This window comes from Bacillus sp. FSL W8-0848, from assembly GCF_038007805.1.
GTDB lineage: Bacteria > Bacillota > Bacilli > Bacillales > Bacillaceae > Bacillus > Bacillus glycinifermentans.
Map to the genome: position 1 here is coordinate 3,948,895 of NZ_JBBOYB010000001.1, position 17,883 is coordinate 3,966,777.

Sequence of the window (17,883 nt, forward strand, 5' to 3'; positions counted from 1 at the left end):
AATGTCTATATAGTTTTTCCGTTATCAGAAAGTGCAAAAAGGGAATGTATTTTGAAAAAAGAGATCAATCTAAGGAAAAGAGGAGGTTTCATCATGGCGCAAGAGCTGGAAAAACGGCCGGGGCATACAAGATGGTATATTTCATCACTATTAAGCAGCATGATCATTTTAAATTACTTTGACCGTGTCGCCATTTCTGTCGCAGCTCCTGCGATACAGGACTCCTTTCAATTGACGGCGACACAATTGGGCGTGGTCTTTTCGATATATACTTATTCCTATACCCTCATGCAGCTTCCCGTCGGCAGCCTGCTGGACAGGTTCGGCGTCGCCTGGGTAACAAGGATCGGAATGACGATTTGGAGCCTTTTAACGGTCATTTTGGCTTTTTTGCACGGAAAACTGCTGTTATATATCGTTCGTTTTTTAATCGGACTGACAAGCGCATCGGCGTTTCCCGCTGCTTCGAAAGCGACCGCCCTCTGGTTTCCGCCGAACGAACGCGGCCTTGCCAATTCGTTGTTTGATTCGGCTGCGAAATTTGCAAATGTAATCGGTGCGCCGCTCGTTGCATTCCTTGTGACGACGTATGACTGGCGGACCGCATTTTTGACGATCGGAATCATGAATATATGTTTTACGATCTTTTTCTGGTGGTATTATGAGCAGCCTGACCGGCACAAATTGGTCTCAAAGGAAGAGCTTCATTACATTCAAAAGCATAATGCCGTATCAACTGAAGAAATATCAGAACGTACAATAGACGCCCTGAAAACGATGATAACGAACCGAAAAGCATGGGGGCTGATGATCGGGTTTACGGGTTACGGTTATACGTTCAACCTGCTGTTAACTTGGCTCCCCACCTTTTTTAAAGAAACCTATGGACTGGACATCATGTCATCAGGACTGTTTACGGCCGTTCCCTGGCTTATCTCGACCATCTCCGGAATCATTGTCGGCGGATGGCTTGTCGACTCTTTGATAAAAAAGGGGCATTCAAATACAAAAGTGTATCAAACGATCATCGTGATCGGCATGAGTCTGGGATTTGCTTTTTTAGGCGCGATTTTCACGCATAACATCATCATTGCAATCATTTTCATTTCCGTCGGACTGGCAGGGATTTCGGCAACAGCGCCCATCGGCTGGTCCATTTCGGCTGATATTGCCCCTCCGGGCTCCATCTCCCTTCTCAGTTCGATGGTCAATCTCGCCAATAATCTGTTTGGCGGTATTATTGCGGTGTCATTGACGGGATATTTGGTCGACATGACCGGGTCTTTTACCCTCAGTTTCCTCGTCGCGGGATTTGTATTGCTGCTGGGGCTCGTTTTCTACCTGGCCGTCCTCGGAGATATAGAGCGGATTCATGTATCGAGAAACAAATAAAGTTTCACTATTTGGAAAATATTATAACAATTACTTTGATTTAGCCATTTATTCAAAATAAAAAAGAACAAGAACCGCATAGGGCTCTTGTTCTTTTTATATCTCAGCTTACTCGCCTGCTACGTATGGAAGTAAAGCCATTTGACGAGCGCGTTTGATTGCAACAGTCAATTTGCGTTGGTATTTCGCGCTTGTTCCTGTTACACGGCGTGGTAAAATTTTACCGCGCTCAGAGATAAATTTTCTAAGAAGATCTACATCTTTGTAGTCGATATGCGTAATTCCGTTAGAAGTGAAATAACACACTTTACGGCGTTTCGCACGACCGCCTCTGCGTCCTCCTGCCATTGCTATTTCCCTCCTTTCTTTTTTTAAGTCCGTCCGTCATCCATTAAAACGGCAAGTCATCATCTGAGATGTCAATCGGTTTGCCGTCGTTTGCAAATGGATCGTCATTAAAGCTGTTGCTTTGATTGCGATTCTGATTGCTCTGACCGCCGCCAAATGGATTCTGATCGTTTTGTCCGCCGCCAAAGTACTGGCCTCCCTGGCCTCCGCTGTAACCGCCGGCACCAGAACCGCCGCCTTTAGGCTCCAGAAATTGAACACTTTCAGCTTGAACTTCCGTCACATATACGCGCTGTCCTTGCTGATTTTCGTAGTTCCTCGTTTGCAAACGTCCATCTACACCCGCAAGGCTTCCTTTTTTAAGGAAATTCGCAACATTTTCAGCTTGTCTTCTCCAAACGACACAGTTGATGAAATCTGCTTCACGTTCGCCCTGCTGATTCGTAAACGTACGGTTTACAGCGAGCGTAAAGGTGGCAACTGCCGCACCGCTGGGAGTATAACGAAGCTCTGGGTCCTTTGTCAGTCTGCCGACTAAAACAACTCGGTTAAGCATATGAGAGACCATCCTTTTGCTTTAGAATATATCATTCATTTCTGTTTACTCTTCTTCTTTAACCACGATGTGGCGAATGATGTCATCACTGATTTTAGCTAAACGGTCAAATTCTTGAACTGCTTCAGCACCAGATTGAACGTTTACGATTTGGTAGAATCCGTCGCGGAAATCGTTGATTTCGTAAGCAAGACGGCGTTTTCCCCAATCTTTTGTTTCAGTGATCTCCGCACCGTTTGTCGTTAAAATGTTGTTAAAACGCTCAACAACAGCCTTTTTAGACTCTTCATCAACGTCTGGGCGGATGATGTACATGATTTCGTACTTTCTCATTTGTATTTGCACCTCCTTTTGGACTAAGCGGCCCATTACTTGGGCAAGGAGCAATAATCCTATTACTCACAATTTTATATTATATCAAAGCTCCTGTCTCTTTTCAACAGCGTTATACATTGAAACGGAAATGAATCACGTCACCGTCTTTAACGATGTATTCTTTTCCTTCAAGGCGGACTTTCCCGGCTTCTTTTGCCGCGGACATGCTTCCCGCTTCAAGCAGATCGTCGTATGCCACAGTTTCCGCGCGGATAAATCCGCGTTCGAAGTCAGAATGGATGATGCCCGCGCATTCCGGAGCCTTCATGCCTTTTTTGAACGTCCAGGCTCTGACTTCCTGCTCTCCCGCCGTAAAATAAGTTGCCAGTCCGAGCAGTGAGTAAGACGCCCTAATTAATTGGTCAAGGCCGGATTCTTCGATTCCCAGCTCTTCAAGGAACATCGCTTTCTCCTCGCCTTCAAGCTCGGCGATTTCGGACTCGATCTTCGCGCAGACGACGATCACCTCAGCGTTTTCAGCGGCGGCGAATTCCTTGACTTTCCGGACATATTCGTTGCCTGAAGGATCAGCCACTTCATCCTCGCTGACATTCGCTACATATAATACGGGTTTAGTCGTTAAAAGATGGAGCTGTTTCAGCACTTTTTGCTGCTCTTCGGTAAACTCGACAGAGCGCGCCGGCTTTTCCTGTTCAAACGCTTCTTTTAATTTTGTCAAAATCTCAAATTCAAAGACAGCTTCCTTATCTTTTTGTTTCGCCATCTTTCCGACGCGGCCGATCCGCTTCTCAACGGTTTCAAGATCCGCCAATATCAGCTCAAGATTGATCGTCTCGATATCGGATATCGGATCCACTTTTCCGGAGACGTGCGTAATATTGTCATCAGCAAAACAGCGGACGACATGGCAAATCGCGTCAACTTGGCGAATGTGGGACAAGAACTTATTTCCAAGACCTTCCCCTTTGGAAGCCCCTTTTACAATACCCGCAATATCGGTAAATTCGAATGCGGTGGGAACGGTTTTCTTTGGATTGACGAGCTCTGTCAGCTTCTGCAGACGCTCATCCGGCACCTCAACGATCCCGACGTTTGGATCAATCGTACAAAACGGGTAGTTGGCCGATTCTGCCCCGGCCTGTGTAATCGCGTTAAATAAGGTTGACTTCCCGACGTTCGGCAAACCAACAATCCCAGCTGTTAAAGCCATTCTTTCATCTCCTCTATAAATAAACATCCATATGACATTCGTGTAATTCAAACCTGCAACAATTATAAGGATGATTACTGTAAAAAACAAGCTGACAAAACCTGCTTTTCAATAACTGAAACGGGGTGAAAATCTTTTTTTGCCAAAATCCATAATCAAGCCACCAAAAAAGCATGGGGCCCGTATATATTAAGAATCGGACTCCTCATGCTTCACCAGAATCTTTTTCATCTTTCTTTGAAATTCTTTGCGGGGAATCATGACGCTGTGGGCACAACCCTCGCATTTAATTCTGATATCCATCCCCATTCGAATCACTTTCCAGCGGTTCGTCCCGCACGGATGCGGCTTTTTCATTTCGACCACGTCATTCAGGCCAAATTCTTTATCCGCCAACATCGTTCACCTCTTTAAAATTCCTTTTTTGTGATCCTATTGTACAAAAAACGACATGGAAAGGGCAATTTTTCAAAACATGAGATCATTTCAATATAACAGATTAATTATACTAATATAGTATAACACATCTCAATTTTTCCATTTGCATAATATGGGATAAAGCAAAATATTCACTAATAAATAAAGATTCAGCAGTCCGTAAATCGGGTATAAAAAAGCGATCAAATTAGAAAAGCCGAATGATGTAAAAGGCAGCATCAGCAAAAGAAGGAATAGCGCAATGATCCATCTCGGCCCTTTCACAAGCGTAAGAAAACGGCTTGACAGTCCGAGAATGCTTGTGACAGTCGTCGTATAAATCGCTACGCAAAGAACGGCTGTCATAAACATAAACATCGGAAAAGGCGCACCTTCCAAAACCGCGAATAATGGAATTTCATAATGCGACAGCTGCCCGGCAAGTACGACAAGCGTTTCATTGTACATAAATGAAATTGCGCCAAATACCAAGCCGCTGAGAAGACTGGCAATCCGCGCTTCGCCAAGCCCTTTCAACTCCTTGCCGACCGAGGACAATACGGCAACGACCGATAAAACGTTCAGCGAAGCGAATGCAATCCCGGCAGGCCAATTATATTGACGGTTCATATTGAGCAGCCACGGCTGCTGATGTGCTGCCTGAAATGAAATCAGCGCATACAGCAGCCCGGCTACCAGAATGGGAATTAAATAGCTGTTCACTGATAGAATCCCGTTTAGCCCCCATAAAAAAATAAATGCCGTGCACAAAGCAAATAAGCCGACACCCGCCCAAAACGGGATTTGAAACATTTGCAGCGTAACCCCGCCTCCGGCAATCATGACGATCGTCGTCGTAAATAAATATAAAATGATGAGCAGATCGTATACTTTTGCGAGCATAGGACCGATCAATTTTTCAAGAACGGGAAGAAAGTGCTCTGACTTTTCTTCAAAGCTGATTTTCATCACAATATATGTAGACAGAGTGAATATGATCGTAAACAACAGGATAGCCAGTCCGCTTTCATCGCCAAAAAACTGCCATATTTCCTGGCCGGATGCATATCCTGCACCTATTAAACTTCCCAAAATGAGAAGCATCCACTTCATCCCGGCTCTCCACACGATTTGATCACCTCGTCGATCGTTTTAAGCTTGTTTCCGTTTTACTGTTACTATACTGACCTGATTCATGAAAGATTCCAAAAAGGAGCATCGGGATTTGAGGAAACGGATCAGATCAAGTTGCGGTGATGGTGACCGAGTGACCGCGGCGGAAACATGGAGACCCGTTGAGAGGGTTTCATCTGTTCTGCGGTCACTTTATTTCCCGAGAGTCTGCTATCAGCACTGAATCTCAATTTCTCATATAAGACCAGGCCATCTTCCTTGCTTTTTTGTTATATTTTACATGAGTCCTTTTCTTACACTCTTCTGCTCCTTCAGTTCACGCAATAAACCCAAATTGCCCCCGGTTCTTACGCTTTTTCAATCCAAGCATAAAACAAGACAACACTGGATATACTAGAAATAAAATCTGGTACAACAATTCTGTTATTACGATGACAAGGATGTGAAACATTTGAATCGAAAAGGCGGGCTCTTTTCTCAAGAACCAATAAACGAATATATTTCCCATTCAGATCCGTTGGCAGTCAAACAAATTGAAAAAGTTCTTTCCGTCCATCTAAAACAGGCGGCCGATCGCCCCGTTGCCGTCGTCTGCATCGGCACGGACCGCTCCACAGGCGATTCGCTCGGCCCTCTCGTCGGAATGAAGCTTGCCGAAAGACGGCTGACAAGGTTTCATGTATATGGAACCCTTGCCGATCCGGTTCATGCCGTCAACTTGGCCGAAAAGCTGGAAACGATTCATCAAAACCATCAAAATCCCTTCATTATCGCGATTGACGCCTGTCTCGGACGAACCAAAAGCGTTGGCTCCTTCCAAATTGGCAAAGGACCATTAAAACCAGGCGCCGGTGTACAAAAAAATCTGCCTGAAGTCGGCGACGTTCACATTAACGGCATCGTCAATGTCAGCGGGTTTATGGAGTATTTTGTTTTGCAGAACACGAGGCTTAACCTTGTCATGAGCATGTCAAACGTCCTCGCGGAAGGGTTGTTGCATCTTGAGAAAGCAGCCGGATGGCTCCGGCCTCATCTATCGCCGATTCAAAAAATAACGGGAAGGATGTAATCAAAAAAACCATCTGTTATCCAGATGGTTTCAACTCGTTTGCGGATATTACGAATGCCCTTCAGACAAAAGTTCAAGAATGCGCTCCAGATCTTCGTTTGAATAAAATTCAATTTCGATTCTGCCCTTTTTCTTTTGCTTTTTAATGGTGACCGGTGTTCCAAAATAATTTTGCAAATATGTCTCCCGTTCTTTAATTACCGCATCTTTCACCGATTTCGGTTTCTTTGTTTCACGTGGAACATTGGCGTTCATTTGCTGAATCAGTTTTTCAAGCTGACGGACGTTCAGCTGTTCAGATACAACCTTTTGCACCAATGGTTCAAGCTTCTTTTTATTTTTCAGCCCGAGCAGTGTTCTTCCGTGCCCCATCGACAGTGTGCCTTTGTCGATTAAATCTTGAACGTTCTCAGGCAGCGTCAAAAGTCTTAAATGATTGGCAATATGAGGACGGCTTTTGCCAAGCCTTTTTGCAAGCTGTTCCTGTGTCAAATCAAGGTGCTTTAATAATGATTCATAGGCTTTTGCTTCCTCAAGCGGAGACAGGTCTTCTCGCTGAAGATTTTCCAATAAGGCAATCTCCATCATCAGGGATTCTGACAGTTCGCGGACAATCGCAGGAATGGTTTCCAAACCGGCTTTTTCAGCAGCCCGAAAGCGCCGCTCTCCTGCTACGATATCGTAGCCTTTGATGGACTTCCTGACAATGATCGGCTGCAAAACGCCATGCTGCAGAATGGATTCTTTTAAATCTTTCAACGATTGGTCATCAAACGTTTTCCTTGGCTGATAAGGGTTTGGCCGCAAATCTTTCAGCTTGATTTCCTCAACCGTTTCCTCCGATAAATCGACATTTGAAAACAACGCATTAATCCCTTTTCCGAGACCTTTAGGCATTCGCAGCCACTTCCTTTGCTAAATCTAAATAGACTTCCGCTCCCCGGGAACGCGGATCATATAAAATAATCGGCTTTCCGTGACTCGGCGCTTCACTTAACCTGACGTTCCGCGGAATGACGGTTTTATATACTTTATCCCGGAAGTATTTTTTCACTTCTTCAATGACCTGTATGCCTAAATTCGTTCTCGCATCAAGCATTGTCAGCAATACGCCGTCTATCATAAGGTCGGTATTCAAGTGCTTTTGCACGAGTCTGACGGAGTTGAGAAGCTGGCTTAGCCCTTCCAAAGCATAGTACTCGCACTGCACGGGTATGACAACGGAATCCGAAGCCGTCAGCGCGTTGATGGTGAGCAGTCCCAATGAAGGCGGACAGTCGATGATCATAAAATCGTAGTTTTGTTTGACCGATTCTAAAGCGCGTTTCAATCTGACTTCGCGGGAAATGGTCGGTACAAGCTCGATTTCGGCACCCGCCAGCTGAATCGTAGCCGGAATGACATCCAGATTTTCGACGGATGTTGTTTTGATGACGTCTTTGACGTCTGCATCATCCACTAATATATCGTACACACATTGATCAACATCAGCTTTTTCTATTCCAATTCCGCTTGTTGCGTTTCCTTGCGGGTCTATGTCGACTAGCAAAACCCTTTTCCCGATGTAAGCTAAGCAAGCTCCCAGGTTGACAGAGGTTGTTGTTTTACCAACGCCTCCTTTTTGGTTTGTGATCGCAATAATTTTCCCCACAATGTCACCTACTTTCACATTGAACAAGTTTCTCTCATTTCTCTATTTTAACAAAAAAAGAATCGGCCGTTTGCATTTTTTGAATTTTTGTTTTTTGTGTCGAAGCAGTGACATTGCATTTTTATGCATGAGGAAGAAAAAAAGATAATGTTGTCGAATGAAGGGATAATAATTATATTATATAAGAATAATAATTTAAGAAAAGGAAACCCTGGAACATCCATGTGTTCCAGGGCAAAGGTCAGTCCGTTGGAGGCATTTTCCGGGTGGAGACCGCGATTCTGTTCCATGCATTGATCGTTACGGCCGCCATGATGAGTTCAGCGGTTTCGATTTCGCTAAAATGCTTCCGCACTTCCTCGTACACATCGTCCGGCACTCCTTCATCCGCAATAAGTGTCACCGCTTCAGTCAGCGCCAAAACAGCCCTTTCCTTGTCCGTGAAAAACGGAGCTTCGCGCCATGCGTTGAGGGCGTACAAACGCTGTTCGGTTTCGCCGATTTTCCTCGCATCCTTAGTGTGCATATTCAAACAAAAAGCACAGCCGTTTAATTGCGAAGCGCGGATTTTGATAAGCTCCTTTAAAATGGGATCAATGCTTGAAGCGCTTTGTGCTTTTTCAAGCTCCAGCATGCCGGCATATCCTTTGGGATTTACCTTCTCCATGATCAATCTTGTTTCCATGTCAATTCCTCCTCAAAAAAGCGATTCACTTATATAACAAGTGAGGCATTCGATTTGTGACAGGAAACGCTAAAATGTAATGTGCTTTAGTTTATCAGGATTGGAAACGATGTATATGTTGTTGATCAAATCGCACTCCGGGGACCATGCAAAGCAAATGGCGTATATCGGTTTTTTGCCCCGCTCTATCAGCACGCCTCTTTGGCCATTGATTTGGGCATGCCTTATATGGCCTGCAAGTCTTCCTTTTGAAGCAATTCCCTTAAAGAATGCATAGATTCGGCTCCTTCCGTAGATCGGTCTGATTGCGCTCTTCACTTTTCCGCCTCCGTCAGTATATAAAACCGCTTCTTCGGTCAGCTTGCGAGCGAATTCGTCAAAATCTCCCGTTTTTGCCGATGCTATGAACAGCTCTGCCAGTTGCCGCTCCTCTTTCGGTCTGGAAGTAAGAGATAGTTCTCCGCTTAATTTATGCTTGATGCGGCTGTGAATTTTCCGGCAGTTTGCTTCAGATTTTTCGATAATGGATGATATTTCCTTATAGTGATATCCAAACACGTCCCTAAACATAAATACCGCTCTCTCAACGGGATTCAACCTGCTCATCGCCACCAGAAATGCGTAGGATACCGTTTCTTCTTTTTCCGCCAGATCAGCCGGGTTCTGATCCGGGAGTCTCAAGCTTGGCTCCGGGAGCCACTCGCCGACATAGACCTCGCGCTTTTTCCGGGCTGACTGCAAAAAATTAATGCAGCGGTTTGTAACAGATTTGATCAAATAAGGCTTATTGATCTGATCGATGCTTTTTTCCTGAAGATCGGCAAACAGGTCCTGCACGATATCTTCAGCATCCTGTATAGAACCTGTCATTCGATAAGCGACTGAATGAAGCAATGACCAGTATTTTTGATAATGTTCCATAGCTTCCCCCGTATGTAGATATTTTGACCTAAAAAAATAAAAGCTCTGGGAGCTTTTATTTCGGTATCCGGATCGTAAACTGAATGTATTCTTCAAATTCCTCTTCTTCGGTATTCAGTTTGACTCCGCTGTCTTCCACCATCGATAATGACTGGCGGATCGTGTTCATCGCGATTCTCGCGTCCCTGCTGTATGCTTTTCTCTTCGGTTTGGGCTTTCGCTTATCCTGCTCAAGCATTTTGACAACGCGGTCCTCGGTTTGTTTGACATTTAAGCTTTTTTCAATCACTTCGTTTAGCAGCTTGATCTGAAGTTCGGGCTGTTTTAACGGAATGAGCGCTCGTGCATGCCGCTCTGAAATCTCTTTTTTCAAAATCGCTTCCTGCACTTCTGCCGGAAGCTTCAGCAGTCTGAGCTTGTTGGCGATCGTTGACTGTCCCTTGCCGATCCTTTGGGCAAGGGCTTCCTGCGTCAAATCATGCAGCTCTAAAAGCCGTGCGTATGCATGTGCCTCTTCTATCGAAGACAATTCCTCCCTCTGGAGGTTTTCAATTAGAGCGACAGACGCTGTCTCCGTATCTGAAAAATCCTTGATAATAGCGGGAACTTTTTCCCAGTTCAGCGTTTGAACTGCCCGCCAGCGCCGCTCCCCTGCAATGAGCTCGTATTTGCCTTCCTGCTCGGTTTTTCTGACGACAATCGGCTGAATAATGCCGTGTGTATGAATGGTTGCGGCTAATTCTTGAATTTTTTCTTCAGAGAAAATGGTGCGCGGCTGAAAACGGTTAGGAATAATATCGCCTACTGGAATATCTTGAATTTCTTCTTTATTCGTATCATGCTCAGCAATCTCTGGTTCTTCTTTTTCACCGATTCCGAAGAGACGAGAGAATGAATGCTTCATGTACCTACACCACCTTTGAACACTGCCATTTTTATAATTCTATTTTCTCATGAATTTTCCTTCTGTGACACCATCAATTTTGACGAAAGCGAACGAATCATTTACCCTTCAATCGGAGATTTGTTTGGTGTTCCAGGTTTTCTTGGGAATTTTTTCGGCGTCTGCGATTGTTTTTTGATGATAATGATGCTTCTTTCGCTTTCTTCGATCGGCAGCTGAAAAGAATGCACGGTTTCAATTGCTCCTCCAAGGACTTTAATTGCTTTTTTTCCCGCTTCGATTTCTTCCTCAGCCGAAGCCGCCTTTAAGGCAACGAAGAAACCGTTTTTCTTTACCAGCGGAAGGCACAGTTCGCTCAAAACAGAAAGGCGGGCAACCGCACGGGCCGTAACGACATCAAAGCTTTCCCGCTTATCTTTCAATCTCCCGAACGTTTCGGCGCGATCATGGTAAAAAGACGTATTTTCTAATTTTAATGCATTGGAAAGCTGATTTAAAAAGTTAATTCTTTTATTTAATGAATCGACGATTGTTACGTGAAGGTGGGGAAAACAGATTTTAATCGGCAGGCTTGGAAATCCGGCGCCGGCCCCAACGTCACACAGACTGTCCGTCTTGTTGAAATCAACATAAAAAGAAGCTGTGATGGAATCGTAAAAGTGCTTCAAATACACCTCTTTTTTTTCTGTAATCGAGGTCAGGTTAATCTTTTCATTCCATTCAACAAGCCATTCATAATACGTTTCAAATTGCTCCAGCTGATAAGGAGAAAGGGAAATGCCTTTCTCCTCCAGGTTGGACGTAAACTGTTCTATGTTCATACCGTCATCCTTTCTATTCCGCGACCTTGGCGATCCGGCCCTGTTCAAGGTAAACAAGCAGAATGGAAATATCGGCAGGATTCACCCCGGAAATCCGTGAGGCCTGCGCGACGGACAGCGGTCTGACCTCTTTCAGTTTTTGGCGCGCTTCTGTCGCGATCCCTTTAATGGCGTCATAATCGATTCTGTCCGGAATCTTTTTGTTTTCCATTTTCTTAAGCTTTTCGACCTGCTGCAGGGATTTTTCGATGTATCCTTCATACTTGATTTGGATTTCGACCTGTTCGGCAACGTCTGCGGCGACGTCTTTCTCTGCAGGTGCAAGCGCCGTGACGGTTTTGTAATTCATTTCAGGCCGCTTCATTAAATCAGTCGCCCGGATGCCGTCTTTCAGCTCGCTTCCGCCCAATGAACGGATGTATTCCTGGTTTTCGTTGGTCGGTTTGATGATAACAGAATGCAGGCGTTTTTTCTCTGCTTCAATAGCCGCTTTTTTCTGAAGAAATTTTTGATAGCGCTCCTCAGAAATCAAGCCGACTTTATATCCGATTTCCGTCAGGCGCAGGTCCGCATTGTCATGGCGAAGGAGCAGACGGTATTCCGCCCTTGATGTCAGGAGACGGTATGGCTCGTTTGTTCCTTTTGTAACGAGGTCGTCAATCAAAACGCCGATGTATGCGTCTGAACGGCTGAGGATGACTTCTTCCTTGCCAAGCGCCTTGCGTCCGGCATTAATTCCAGCCATGATCCCCTGCCCGGCCGCTTCTTCGTAGCCCGATGTTCCGTTGATTTGACCGGCTGTAAACAGACCCGGTATTTTTTTCGTTTCAAGCGTCGGCCAAAGCTGTGTCGGTACGATCGCATCATATTCAATCGCATATCCTGCGCGCATCATTTCCACGTTTTCAAGCCCCGGAATCGTTGCGAGCATTTTTCTCTGTACGTCTTCCGGAAGGCTTGTCGACAGCCCCTGTACGTACACTTCCTGTGTATTGCGGCCTTCAGGCTCAAGAAAAATCTGATGTCTCGGCTTATCATTAAAGCGGACGACCTTATCTTCGATGGATGGACAATATCGCGGCCCCGTTCCTTTAATCATACCGGAGTACATCGGTGAACGGTGCAGATTGTCGTCAATAATCTCATGCGTTTCCGGGCTTGTATACGTCAGCCAGCACGGAAGCTGGTCTGTAATATATTCCACCGTCTCATACGAAAAGGCCCGCGGCACGTCATCGCCAGGCTGGATTTCCGTTTTGCTGTAATCGATCGAATGGCTGTTCACCCGCGGCGGTGTGCCCGTTTTAAAGCGGACGAGGTCAAACCCGAGCTCCTCGAGATGCTCAGAAAGCTTGATCGAAGGCTGCTGGTTGTTCGGTCCGCTTGAATAAGACAAATCTCCAAGGATGATTTTTCCTCTCAAAAACGTACCCGTTGTCAGTACGACCGTTTTTGAACGGTATATCGCCCCGGTTTGAGTGACCACGCCGCGGCATTCGCCGTCCTCTATTAAAAGGCGTTCGACCATTCCTTGCAGCAAATTCAAATTCGGTTCATTTTCAAGCGTTTTTTTCATTTCATGCTGATATTGAAATTTATCGGCTTGCGCGCGCAGCGCCCGTACGGCAGGACCTTTCCCCGTATTTAAAAGCCGCATTTGAATGTGAGTTTTATCAATATTTTTAGCCATTTCTCCGCCGAGCGCATCAATTTCGCGGACGACGATCCCTTTAGCAGGGCCGCCGACAGACGGATTACAAGGCATAAAAGCAACCATGTCAAGGTTGATGGTTAAGACAAGCGTTTTTGCGCCTTGTCTTGCTGATGCCAAAGCCGCTTCAACACCGGCGTGACCGGCTCCGACGACGATGACGTCATATTGGCCAGCTTCATAGCCCATATGTTTCGTTCCTCCTTTATTTTCCTAAGCAAAATTGTGAAAAGAGCTGGTCGATCAAGCTTTCGTGCACGGCGTCTCCAATGATCTCCCCAAGAACTTCCCAGCATTTTGTTAAATCGATTTGCACCATATCAATCGGCACATCGTTTTCGATTCCCTCAAGAGCATCCGAGATGGCGCGCTTGGCCTCATGAAGCAGCGAGATGTGCCTTGTATTGCTGACATACGTAAGATCGCCGCTTTCGATCGCTCCCGTGAAAAACAGCGACTGGATGGCGTCCTCAAGCTCGTTGATCCCTTCCTCCCTTAAAAGGGAAGTCGTGACGACAGGACGTCCGTCAGCCAATTCCTGAACGCGGCCGAGATCAAGCTTCTGCCCGAGGTCGGTCTTATTGACGATCACGATCAGATCCATGCCTTTTGTCGCGTCGAACAGCTTGATGTCTTCTTCTGAAAGCTCCTCACTGTAATTGAGGACAAGCAGAATTAAATCCGCTTCTTTTAATACCTGCCTTGAGCGCTCGACACCGATTCGCTCAACGATATCTTCCGTCTCGCGGATCCCCGCTGTATCGACAAGGCGCAACGGTACGCCTCTTACATTCACATATTCTTCGATGACGTCGCGCGTCGTTCCTGGAATGTCGGTCACGATCGCCTTCGTCTCATGAACGAGGCTGTTCAATAGCGAAGATTTCCCAACGTTCGGCCTTCCGATAATAACGGTTGAGATGCCTTCCCTTAATATTTTACCTTGTTCTGACGTTCTAAGGAGCACTTCGATTTCTTCTTTGACTTTTGATGCCTTTTCAATCAGAAGCTTATGTGTCATCTCTTCGACGTCATCGTATTCCGGGTAATCAATATTTACTTCGATATGCGCCAATGTCTCAAGCAGCTCCGCCCGCAACCGTTTGATCAGAGAGGACAGCCTTCCTTCCATCTGATTCATGGCGACATTCATCGCACGGTCCGTTTTCGCCCTGATGAGATCCATGACCGCTTCGGCCTGGGAAAGGTCGATTCTGCCGTTTAAAAAAGCCCTTTTCGTAAACTCGCCCGGCTCGGCAAGTCTCGCGCCTTCTCTTAAAACGAGCTGAAGCACTTGATTAACCGTGACAATTCCGCCGTGGCAGTTGATCTCCACAATGTCTTCCCTCGTGAACGTTTTCGGCGCTCTTAACACAGAGACCATGACTTCCTCAACGACCTTTTCCGTTTCCGGATCAACGATATGCCCGTAATTTATCGTATGTGAATCAACAGTGCTCAAGCGTTTACCGCGAGGCCCTTTATACACTTTATCGGCGATCGAAAGCGCCTCAGGGCCGCTCATGCGTACAATGGCAATCGCTCCTTCTCCCATCGGCGTTGAAATGGCAGCGATCGTATCCATGGCGTTCACCTCTCTTTTTCATTCCTTTATCTATTATCCCCATTTGCCGGGGCATCTTCCAAACATCATAAATCGATAAAAAATTTTATTGTAATCAAAATTTAAAGATAACATAGTTTCAATTGTAGTGGAAGCGAATTGAACCGTTATCCACAACTCGAAAAACCGTCATTATTTACTTTAACTTATCCACATGTGAATAACAATTAAATTTGTTTTTTATCAACAGCTTTCACCGAAAGAGGCCGGGCTTAAACCGATTTGTCCGGCGAAAAAATGACTTTTCCGCATTTAGCGTGCACAAAAAACCGAAGTTCATTTTGGTTGAACTTCGGTTTTTCTACTATTGTTTTTTATATGAGATGACGAGATGCCGGTTATGGTCTTCGCCCGTAGAGTATGTTTCAATTTCATCCGAGTAGCCTGAAAGCGTGTCATGAATCACTTTTCGCTCGCTTGAAGGCATCGGTTCAAGATGAATATCTTTTTTCTGCCTGCTCGCCTGTTCGGCCAGCTTTAAAGCGAGCTGTCTCAGTGTATCCTTCCGCTTGGCGCGGTAGCCTTCGGCATCAACCACCGCTTGGATATAGCGGTCTGAATGGCGGTTAAGGACGAGCTGTGTCAAGGTTTCAAGGGCGTTTAACGTTTGTCCCCTTTTTCCGATTAAAAGCGCCGTTTTGTCGCCTTTTAATTGGAACATCACCTTTTTCGGCTCCTCTTCAGCCGTCACTTCCGCTTGGATGCCCATGTTCAAAATTACGTTTTCCAAATATTGCTTCGCTTCTTTAACAGGGTCGATTTTTTCTCGAATGTTTACAACTGCAGGCTGATGACCGAATATGCCGAGGAATCCTTTTTTTCCTTCCTCTATAACGGCAATTTCAACATCATCTGCTTGAAGTTCCAGCTGTTTAAGCCCGGATTGCACTGCTTCATCGACGGTTCGTCCAGTAGCAGTCAGTTCCTTCACTTTTTCTTACCTCCGGATTTTTTTCCTTCAGCTGCGGCTTCCTGCTTCGCCGTCCTCATATCAGGACCTTTGATCAGGAACGTTTGGGCAATCATGAACAAGTTACCGACTACCCAGTACAGAGAAAGAGCCGCCGGGAAATTGATGGCAAATATCACGATCATAATCGGCATCAACCAAAGCATCATGGCCATCTGCGGATTTTGCTGCGCGTTTCCGGCCATCATCAGCTTCTGCTGGATGAAAGTGAACACACCCGCAAGAATCGGCAGAATAAAGTATGGATCGCGCTCTCCCAGATCAAACCACAAAAAGCTGTGCTCTGCGATCTCGCGCGTTCTCATAATCGCATGATAAAATCCGATTAAAATCGGCATTTGAATGATAATCGGGAAACATCCGGCAAGCGGGTTAACCCCGTGCTTCTGCATGAGAGCCATCGTTTCCTGCTGAAGTTTTTGCTGAGTTTTCTGATCCTTTGAACTGTATTTCTCACGAAGCTTCTGCATTTCAGGCTGAATGGCCTGCATCGCCTTTGTACTTTTCATCTGCTTGATCATAAGCGGTAAAATCAACAGTCTGATCAGGATGGTAACGATGATAATCGCAAGCCCGAAGTTATTGTTCGTCATTTTTGCAACATACGTAATCAGCTGTGACAAAGGATAAACGATATAAGTGTTCCAAAATCCTTCACTTTCTGCAGTGATCGGCTGGTTTATCTGCGTACATCCGGCTAAAAGCGCGAGAACGCCGACCATGCTGAGTAATAATAAAATTCGCCTCTTCAACAACATTTCCTCCTAAATCTTCATTCTTCAACCGTTTTTTATGCGGTTATGCTCTTCAAAAAAATACATACTTTCTCGTATTTTATCATCTTTCTCCCGGGAATGGGCGAGACTTTTCTGCATGAAAAGGAAGCGCTTAAAATGTGCGGCCGAAAGACGCATGTTCCGGGTCAAGACGGCTTATTCGTTTTTTTTCGGTAAACAAATGACTTTCTGAAAAGGTGCTGCAAGCTTTTTTTCGTTTCTTCATATGTCAGATCAGCCGCTGGTTTTCTTGCAATGATAATATAGTCGTTTTCCTGTTTTAATTGATCACGCTCTTCTAGGATGACCTGGCGAATCAGCCGTTTTACCCGGTTGCGGACGACGGCATTCCCGATTTTCTTGCTGACCGACAGTCCGACCCGAAACTCTTTCGCATCAGGCTGATGAAGCACATATAAAACATACTGCCGGTTTGCCATCGATTTCCCTTTTTTAAATACTTTTTGAAAATCTTCATTTTTTTTTAATCGATTTCGCTTTTTCATTTCTTCCTTCACTCCGATAACAAGCTGGCAAAAAGGGCCTGGTCATTCCTCTATGTAAAAAAGACCACTGACATTATTCAGTGGCCTAAGCTGATAATACTTTTCTTCCTTTACGGCGGCGACGTGCTAATACAAGACGTCCATTTTTAGAACTCATACGGCTGCGAAAGCCATGAACTTTACTGCGTTTGCGGTTATTTGGTTGATATGTTCTTTTCATGTATGACACCTCCCTCGAGGAATAGCTGTTAAAGACAGTCTAATTTATTATATTTGGATAAGCTGTTCATTGTCAACTTCGCTTATGCATTTCTTTTTTGCACCATAATAGGATAACACAGATAAATCGACTCCGAAAGTCTATTTTCATTTTTCCTCAATTTTAGCTTAAAAGATTTTTTTGGAAGCGGGAAATTTGCGTTCTTTAATCGAAAAATAATCAATGTGGATATCTTTCGACTTCATTTTCTCTATCCACAATCATTATCGACAACATTTTCACAAAACTAACCGCTGTGGACAAAAAATCTTCAACAGTTTGTATAACGTGTGGATAAGTTCCTTTCAACCATTGCAACGTCTCACTTATTCTGATATTATATTTGTGTTTTAACTCTTGATAACAAATCGGCTGTTATTTCATTATCCACAAATTGTGGATAACTTGTGGAAAGTTTTTTAACAGGGTGTGCAGAAATTTGTCCACAACCTGTGAAAGATGTCGAAAAGACGTTTTTCTACTATATTATATGTTTTCAACATTTAATCAACGAATGGATCCATCCATTTGCTCTTTTTTTGTGTTCTATAACAGGTACATATTGCCTTGTAAAGGAGGGACGAACCCCAATT

20 protein-coding genes are annotated in these 17,883 nt (G+C 44.9%); 2 read left to right on the forward strand and 18 right to left on the reverse strand.

Annotated elements, in window-relative coordinates; genetic code table 11:
• Positions 1-93 precede the first annotated feature (93 nt).
• Positions 94-1,392: an MFS transporter gene (locus tag NSQ39_RS20645; RefSeq protein ID WP_216898930.1), complete on the forward strand. Its 1,299-nt coding sequence runs from the start codon at positions 94-96 to the stop codon at positions 1,390-1,392.
• Positions 1,393-1,500: 108 nt separating this feature from the next.
• Here the strand turns inward: NSQ39_RS20645 and rpsR are convergent, their stop codons facing one another.
• The 6 genes from rpsR to NSQ39_RS20675 all read right to left on the reverse strand — a co-directional run bounded on the left by rpsR (position 1,501) and on the right by NSQ39_RS20675 (position 5,387).
• Positions 1,501-1,740 carry a 30S ribosomal protein S18 gene (gene rpsR / locus NSQ39_RS20650; protein ID WP_003178022.1) on the reverse strand — a complete coding sequence of 80 codons (240 nt, stop codon included), beginning with the start codon at positions 1,738-1,740 and terminating at the stop codon, positions 1,501-1,503.
• A 43-nt stretch (positions 1,741-1,783) separates the two neighbouring features.
• Positions 1,784-2,296, reverse strand: a complete 513-nt coding sequence (gene ssbA / locus NSQ39_RS20655) for a single-stranded DNA-binding protein SsbA (RefSeq protein WP_046129428.1) — start codon at positions 2,294-2,296, stop codon at positions 1,784-1,786.
• 45 nt (positions 2,297-2,341) lie between these two features.
• Positions 2,342-2,629: a 30S ribosomal protein S6 gene (rpsF, locus tag NSQ39_RS20660; protein WP_046129429.1), complete on the reverse strand. Its 288-nt coding sequence runs from the start codon at positions 2,627-2,629 to the stop codon at positions 2,342-2,344.
• A 112-nt stretch (positions 2,630-2,741) separates the two neighbouring features.
• Positions 2,742-3,842: a redox-regulated ATPase YchF gene (ychF, locus tag NSQ39_RS20665; protein WP_046129430.1), complete on the reverse strand. Its 1,101-nt coding sequence runs from the start codon at positions 3,840-3,842 to the stop codon at positions 2,742-2,744.
• A gap of 189 nt (positions 3,843-4,031) precedes the next feature.
• Positions 4,032-4,238, reverse strand: coding sequence for a DUF951 domain-containing protein (locus tag NSQ39_RS20670; protein WP_046129452.1), 207 nt, complete (start codon positions 4,236-4,238; stop codon positions 4,032-4,034).
• Between the two features lie 132 nt (positions 4,239-4,370).
• Entirely contained in the window at positions 4,371-5,387 is a 1,017-nt protein-coding gene (locus tag NSQ39_RS20675; RefSeq protein WP_175077321.1) for a YkvI family membrane protein, read from the reverse strand.
• A 457-nt stretch (positions 5,388-5,844) separates the two neighbouring features.
• On the opposite strand from NSQ39_RS20675, the gene yyaC reads away from it, so the two are divergent.
• Positions 5,845-6,462 carry a spore protease YyaC gene (yyaC, locus tag NSQ39_RS20680; RefSeq protein ID WP_046129432.1) on the forward strand — a complete coding sequence of 206 codons (618 nt, stop codon included), beginning with the start codon at positions 5,845-5,847 and terminating at the stop codon, positions 6,460-6,462.
• Positions 6,463-6,510: 48 nt separating this feature from the next.
• Here yyaC and NSQ39_RS20685 read toward each other — a convergent pair whose 3' ends face one another.
• From NSQ39_RS20685 to rpmH, 12 genes are all read right to left on the reverse strand, one after another.
• A complete protein-coding gene (locus tag NSQ39_RS20685; protein WP_341016813.1) occupies positions 6,511-7,359 on the reverse strand; it encodes a ParB/RepB/Spo0J family partition protein in 849 nt (282 codons plus the stop codon).
• Positions 7,352-8,113 (reverse strand): sporulation initiation inhibitor protein Soj, encoded by a 762-nt coding sequence (gene soj, locus NSQ39_RS20690; protein WP_046129434.1) that lies wholly within the window; start codon positions 8,111-8,113, stop codon positions 7,352-7,354. The genes NSQ39_RS20685 and soj overlap by 8 nt, the downstream gene beginning before the upstream one ends.
• 241 nt (positions 8,114-8,354) lie before the next feature.
• Positions 8,355-8,798: a carboxymuconolactone decarboxylase family protein gene (locus NSQ39_RS20695; protein WP_341016816.1), complete on the reverse strand. Its 444-nt coding sequence runs from the start codon at positions 8,796-8,798 to the stop codon at positions 8,355-8,357.
• A 69-nt stretch (positions 8,799-8,867) separates the two neighbouring features.
• Positions 8,868-9,719 carry an RNA polymerase sigma-70 factor gene (locus NSQ39_RS20700; protein WP_175077324.1) on the reverse strand — a complete coding sequence of 284 codons (852 nt, stop codon included), beginning with the start codon at positions 9,717-9,719 and terminating at the stop codon, positions 8,868-8,870.
• 55 nt (positions 9,720-9,774) lie between these two features.
• Complete coding sequence (gene noc, locus NSQ39_RS20705) at positions 9,775-10,623, reverse strand: nucleoid occlusion protein (RefSeq protein WP_341016822.1); 849 nt, start codon at positions 10,621-10,623, stop codon at positions 9,775-9,777.
• A gap of 101 nt (positions 10,624-10,724) precedes the next feature.
• Entirely contained in the window at positions 10,725-11,444 is a 720-nt protein-coding gene (rsmG, locus tag NSQ39_RS20710) for a 16S rRNA (guanine(527)-N(7))-methyltransferase RsmG (protein ID WP_216898932.1), read from the reverse strand.
• Between the two features lie 13 nt (positions 11,445-11,457).
• Positions 11,458-13,344 carry a tRNA uridine-5-carboxymethylaminomethyl(34) synthesis enzyme MnmG gene (gene mnmG / locus NSQ39_RS20715; protein ID WP_216898934.1) on the reverse strand — a complete coding sequence of 629 codons (1,887 nt, stop codon included), beginning with the start codon at positions 13,342-13,344 and terminating at the stop codon, positions 11,458-11,460.
• Between the two features lie 16 nt (positions 13,345-13,360).
• Entirely contained in the window at positions 13,361-14,740 is a 1,380-nt protein-coding gene (mnmE, locus tag NSQ39_RS20720; protein ID WP_046129440.1) for a tRNA uridine-5-carboxymethylaminomethyl(34) synthesis GTPase MnmE, read from the reverse strand.
• Between the two features lie 343 nt (positions 14,741-15,083).
• Entirely contained in the window at positions 15,084-15,710 is a 627-nt protein-coding gene (gene jag, locus NSQ39_RS20725) for an RNA-binding cell elongation regulator Jag/EloR (protein WP_175077326.1), read from the reverse strand.
• Complete coding sequence (gene spoIIIJ / locus NSQ39_RS20730) at positions 15,707-16,507, reverse strand: YidC family membrane integrase SpoIIIJ (protein WP_175077327.1); 801 nt, start codon at positions 16,505-16,507, stop codon at positions 15,707-15,709. The genes jag and spoIIIJ overlap by 4 nt, the downstream gene beginning before the upstream one ends.
• Before the next feature lie 164 nt (positions 16,508-16,671).
• Positions 16,672-17,031, reverse strand: a complete 360-nt coding sequence (rnpA, locus tag NSQ39_RS20735; RefSeq protein WP_046129442.1) for a ribonuclease P protein component — start codon at positions 17,029-17,031, stop codon at positions 16,672-16,674.
• 85 nt (positions 17,032-17,116) lie between these two features.
• Positions 17,117-17,251, reverse strand: coding sequence for a 50S ribosomal protein L34 (rpmH, locus tag NSQ39_RS20740; protein ID WP_082094032.1), 135 nt, complete (start codon positions 17,249-17,251; stop codon positions 17,117-17,119).
• Positions 17,252-17,883 lie beyond the last annotated feature (632 nt).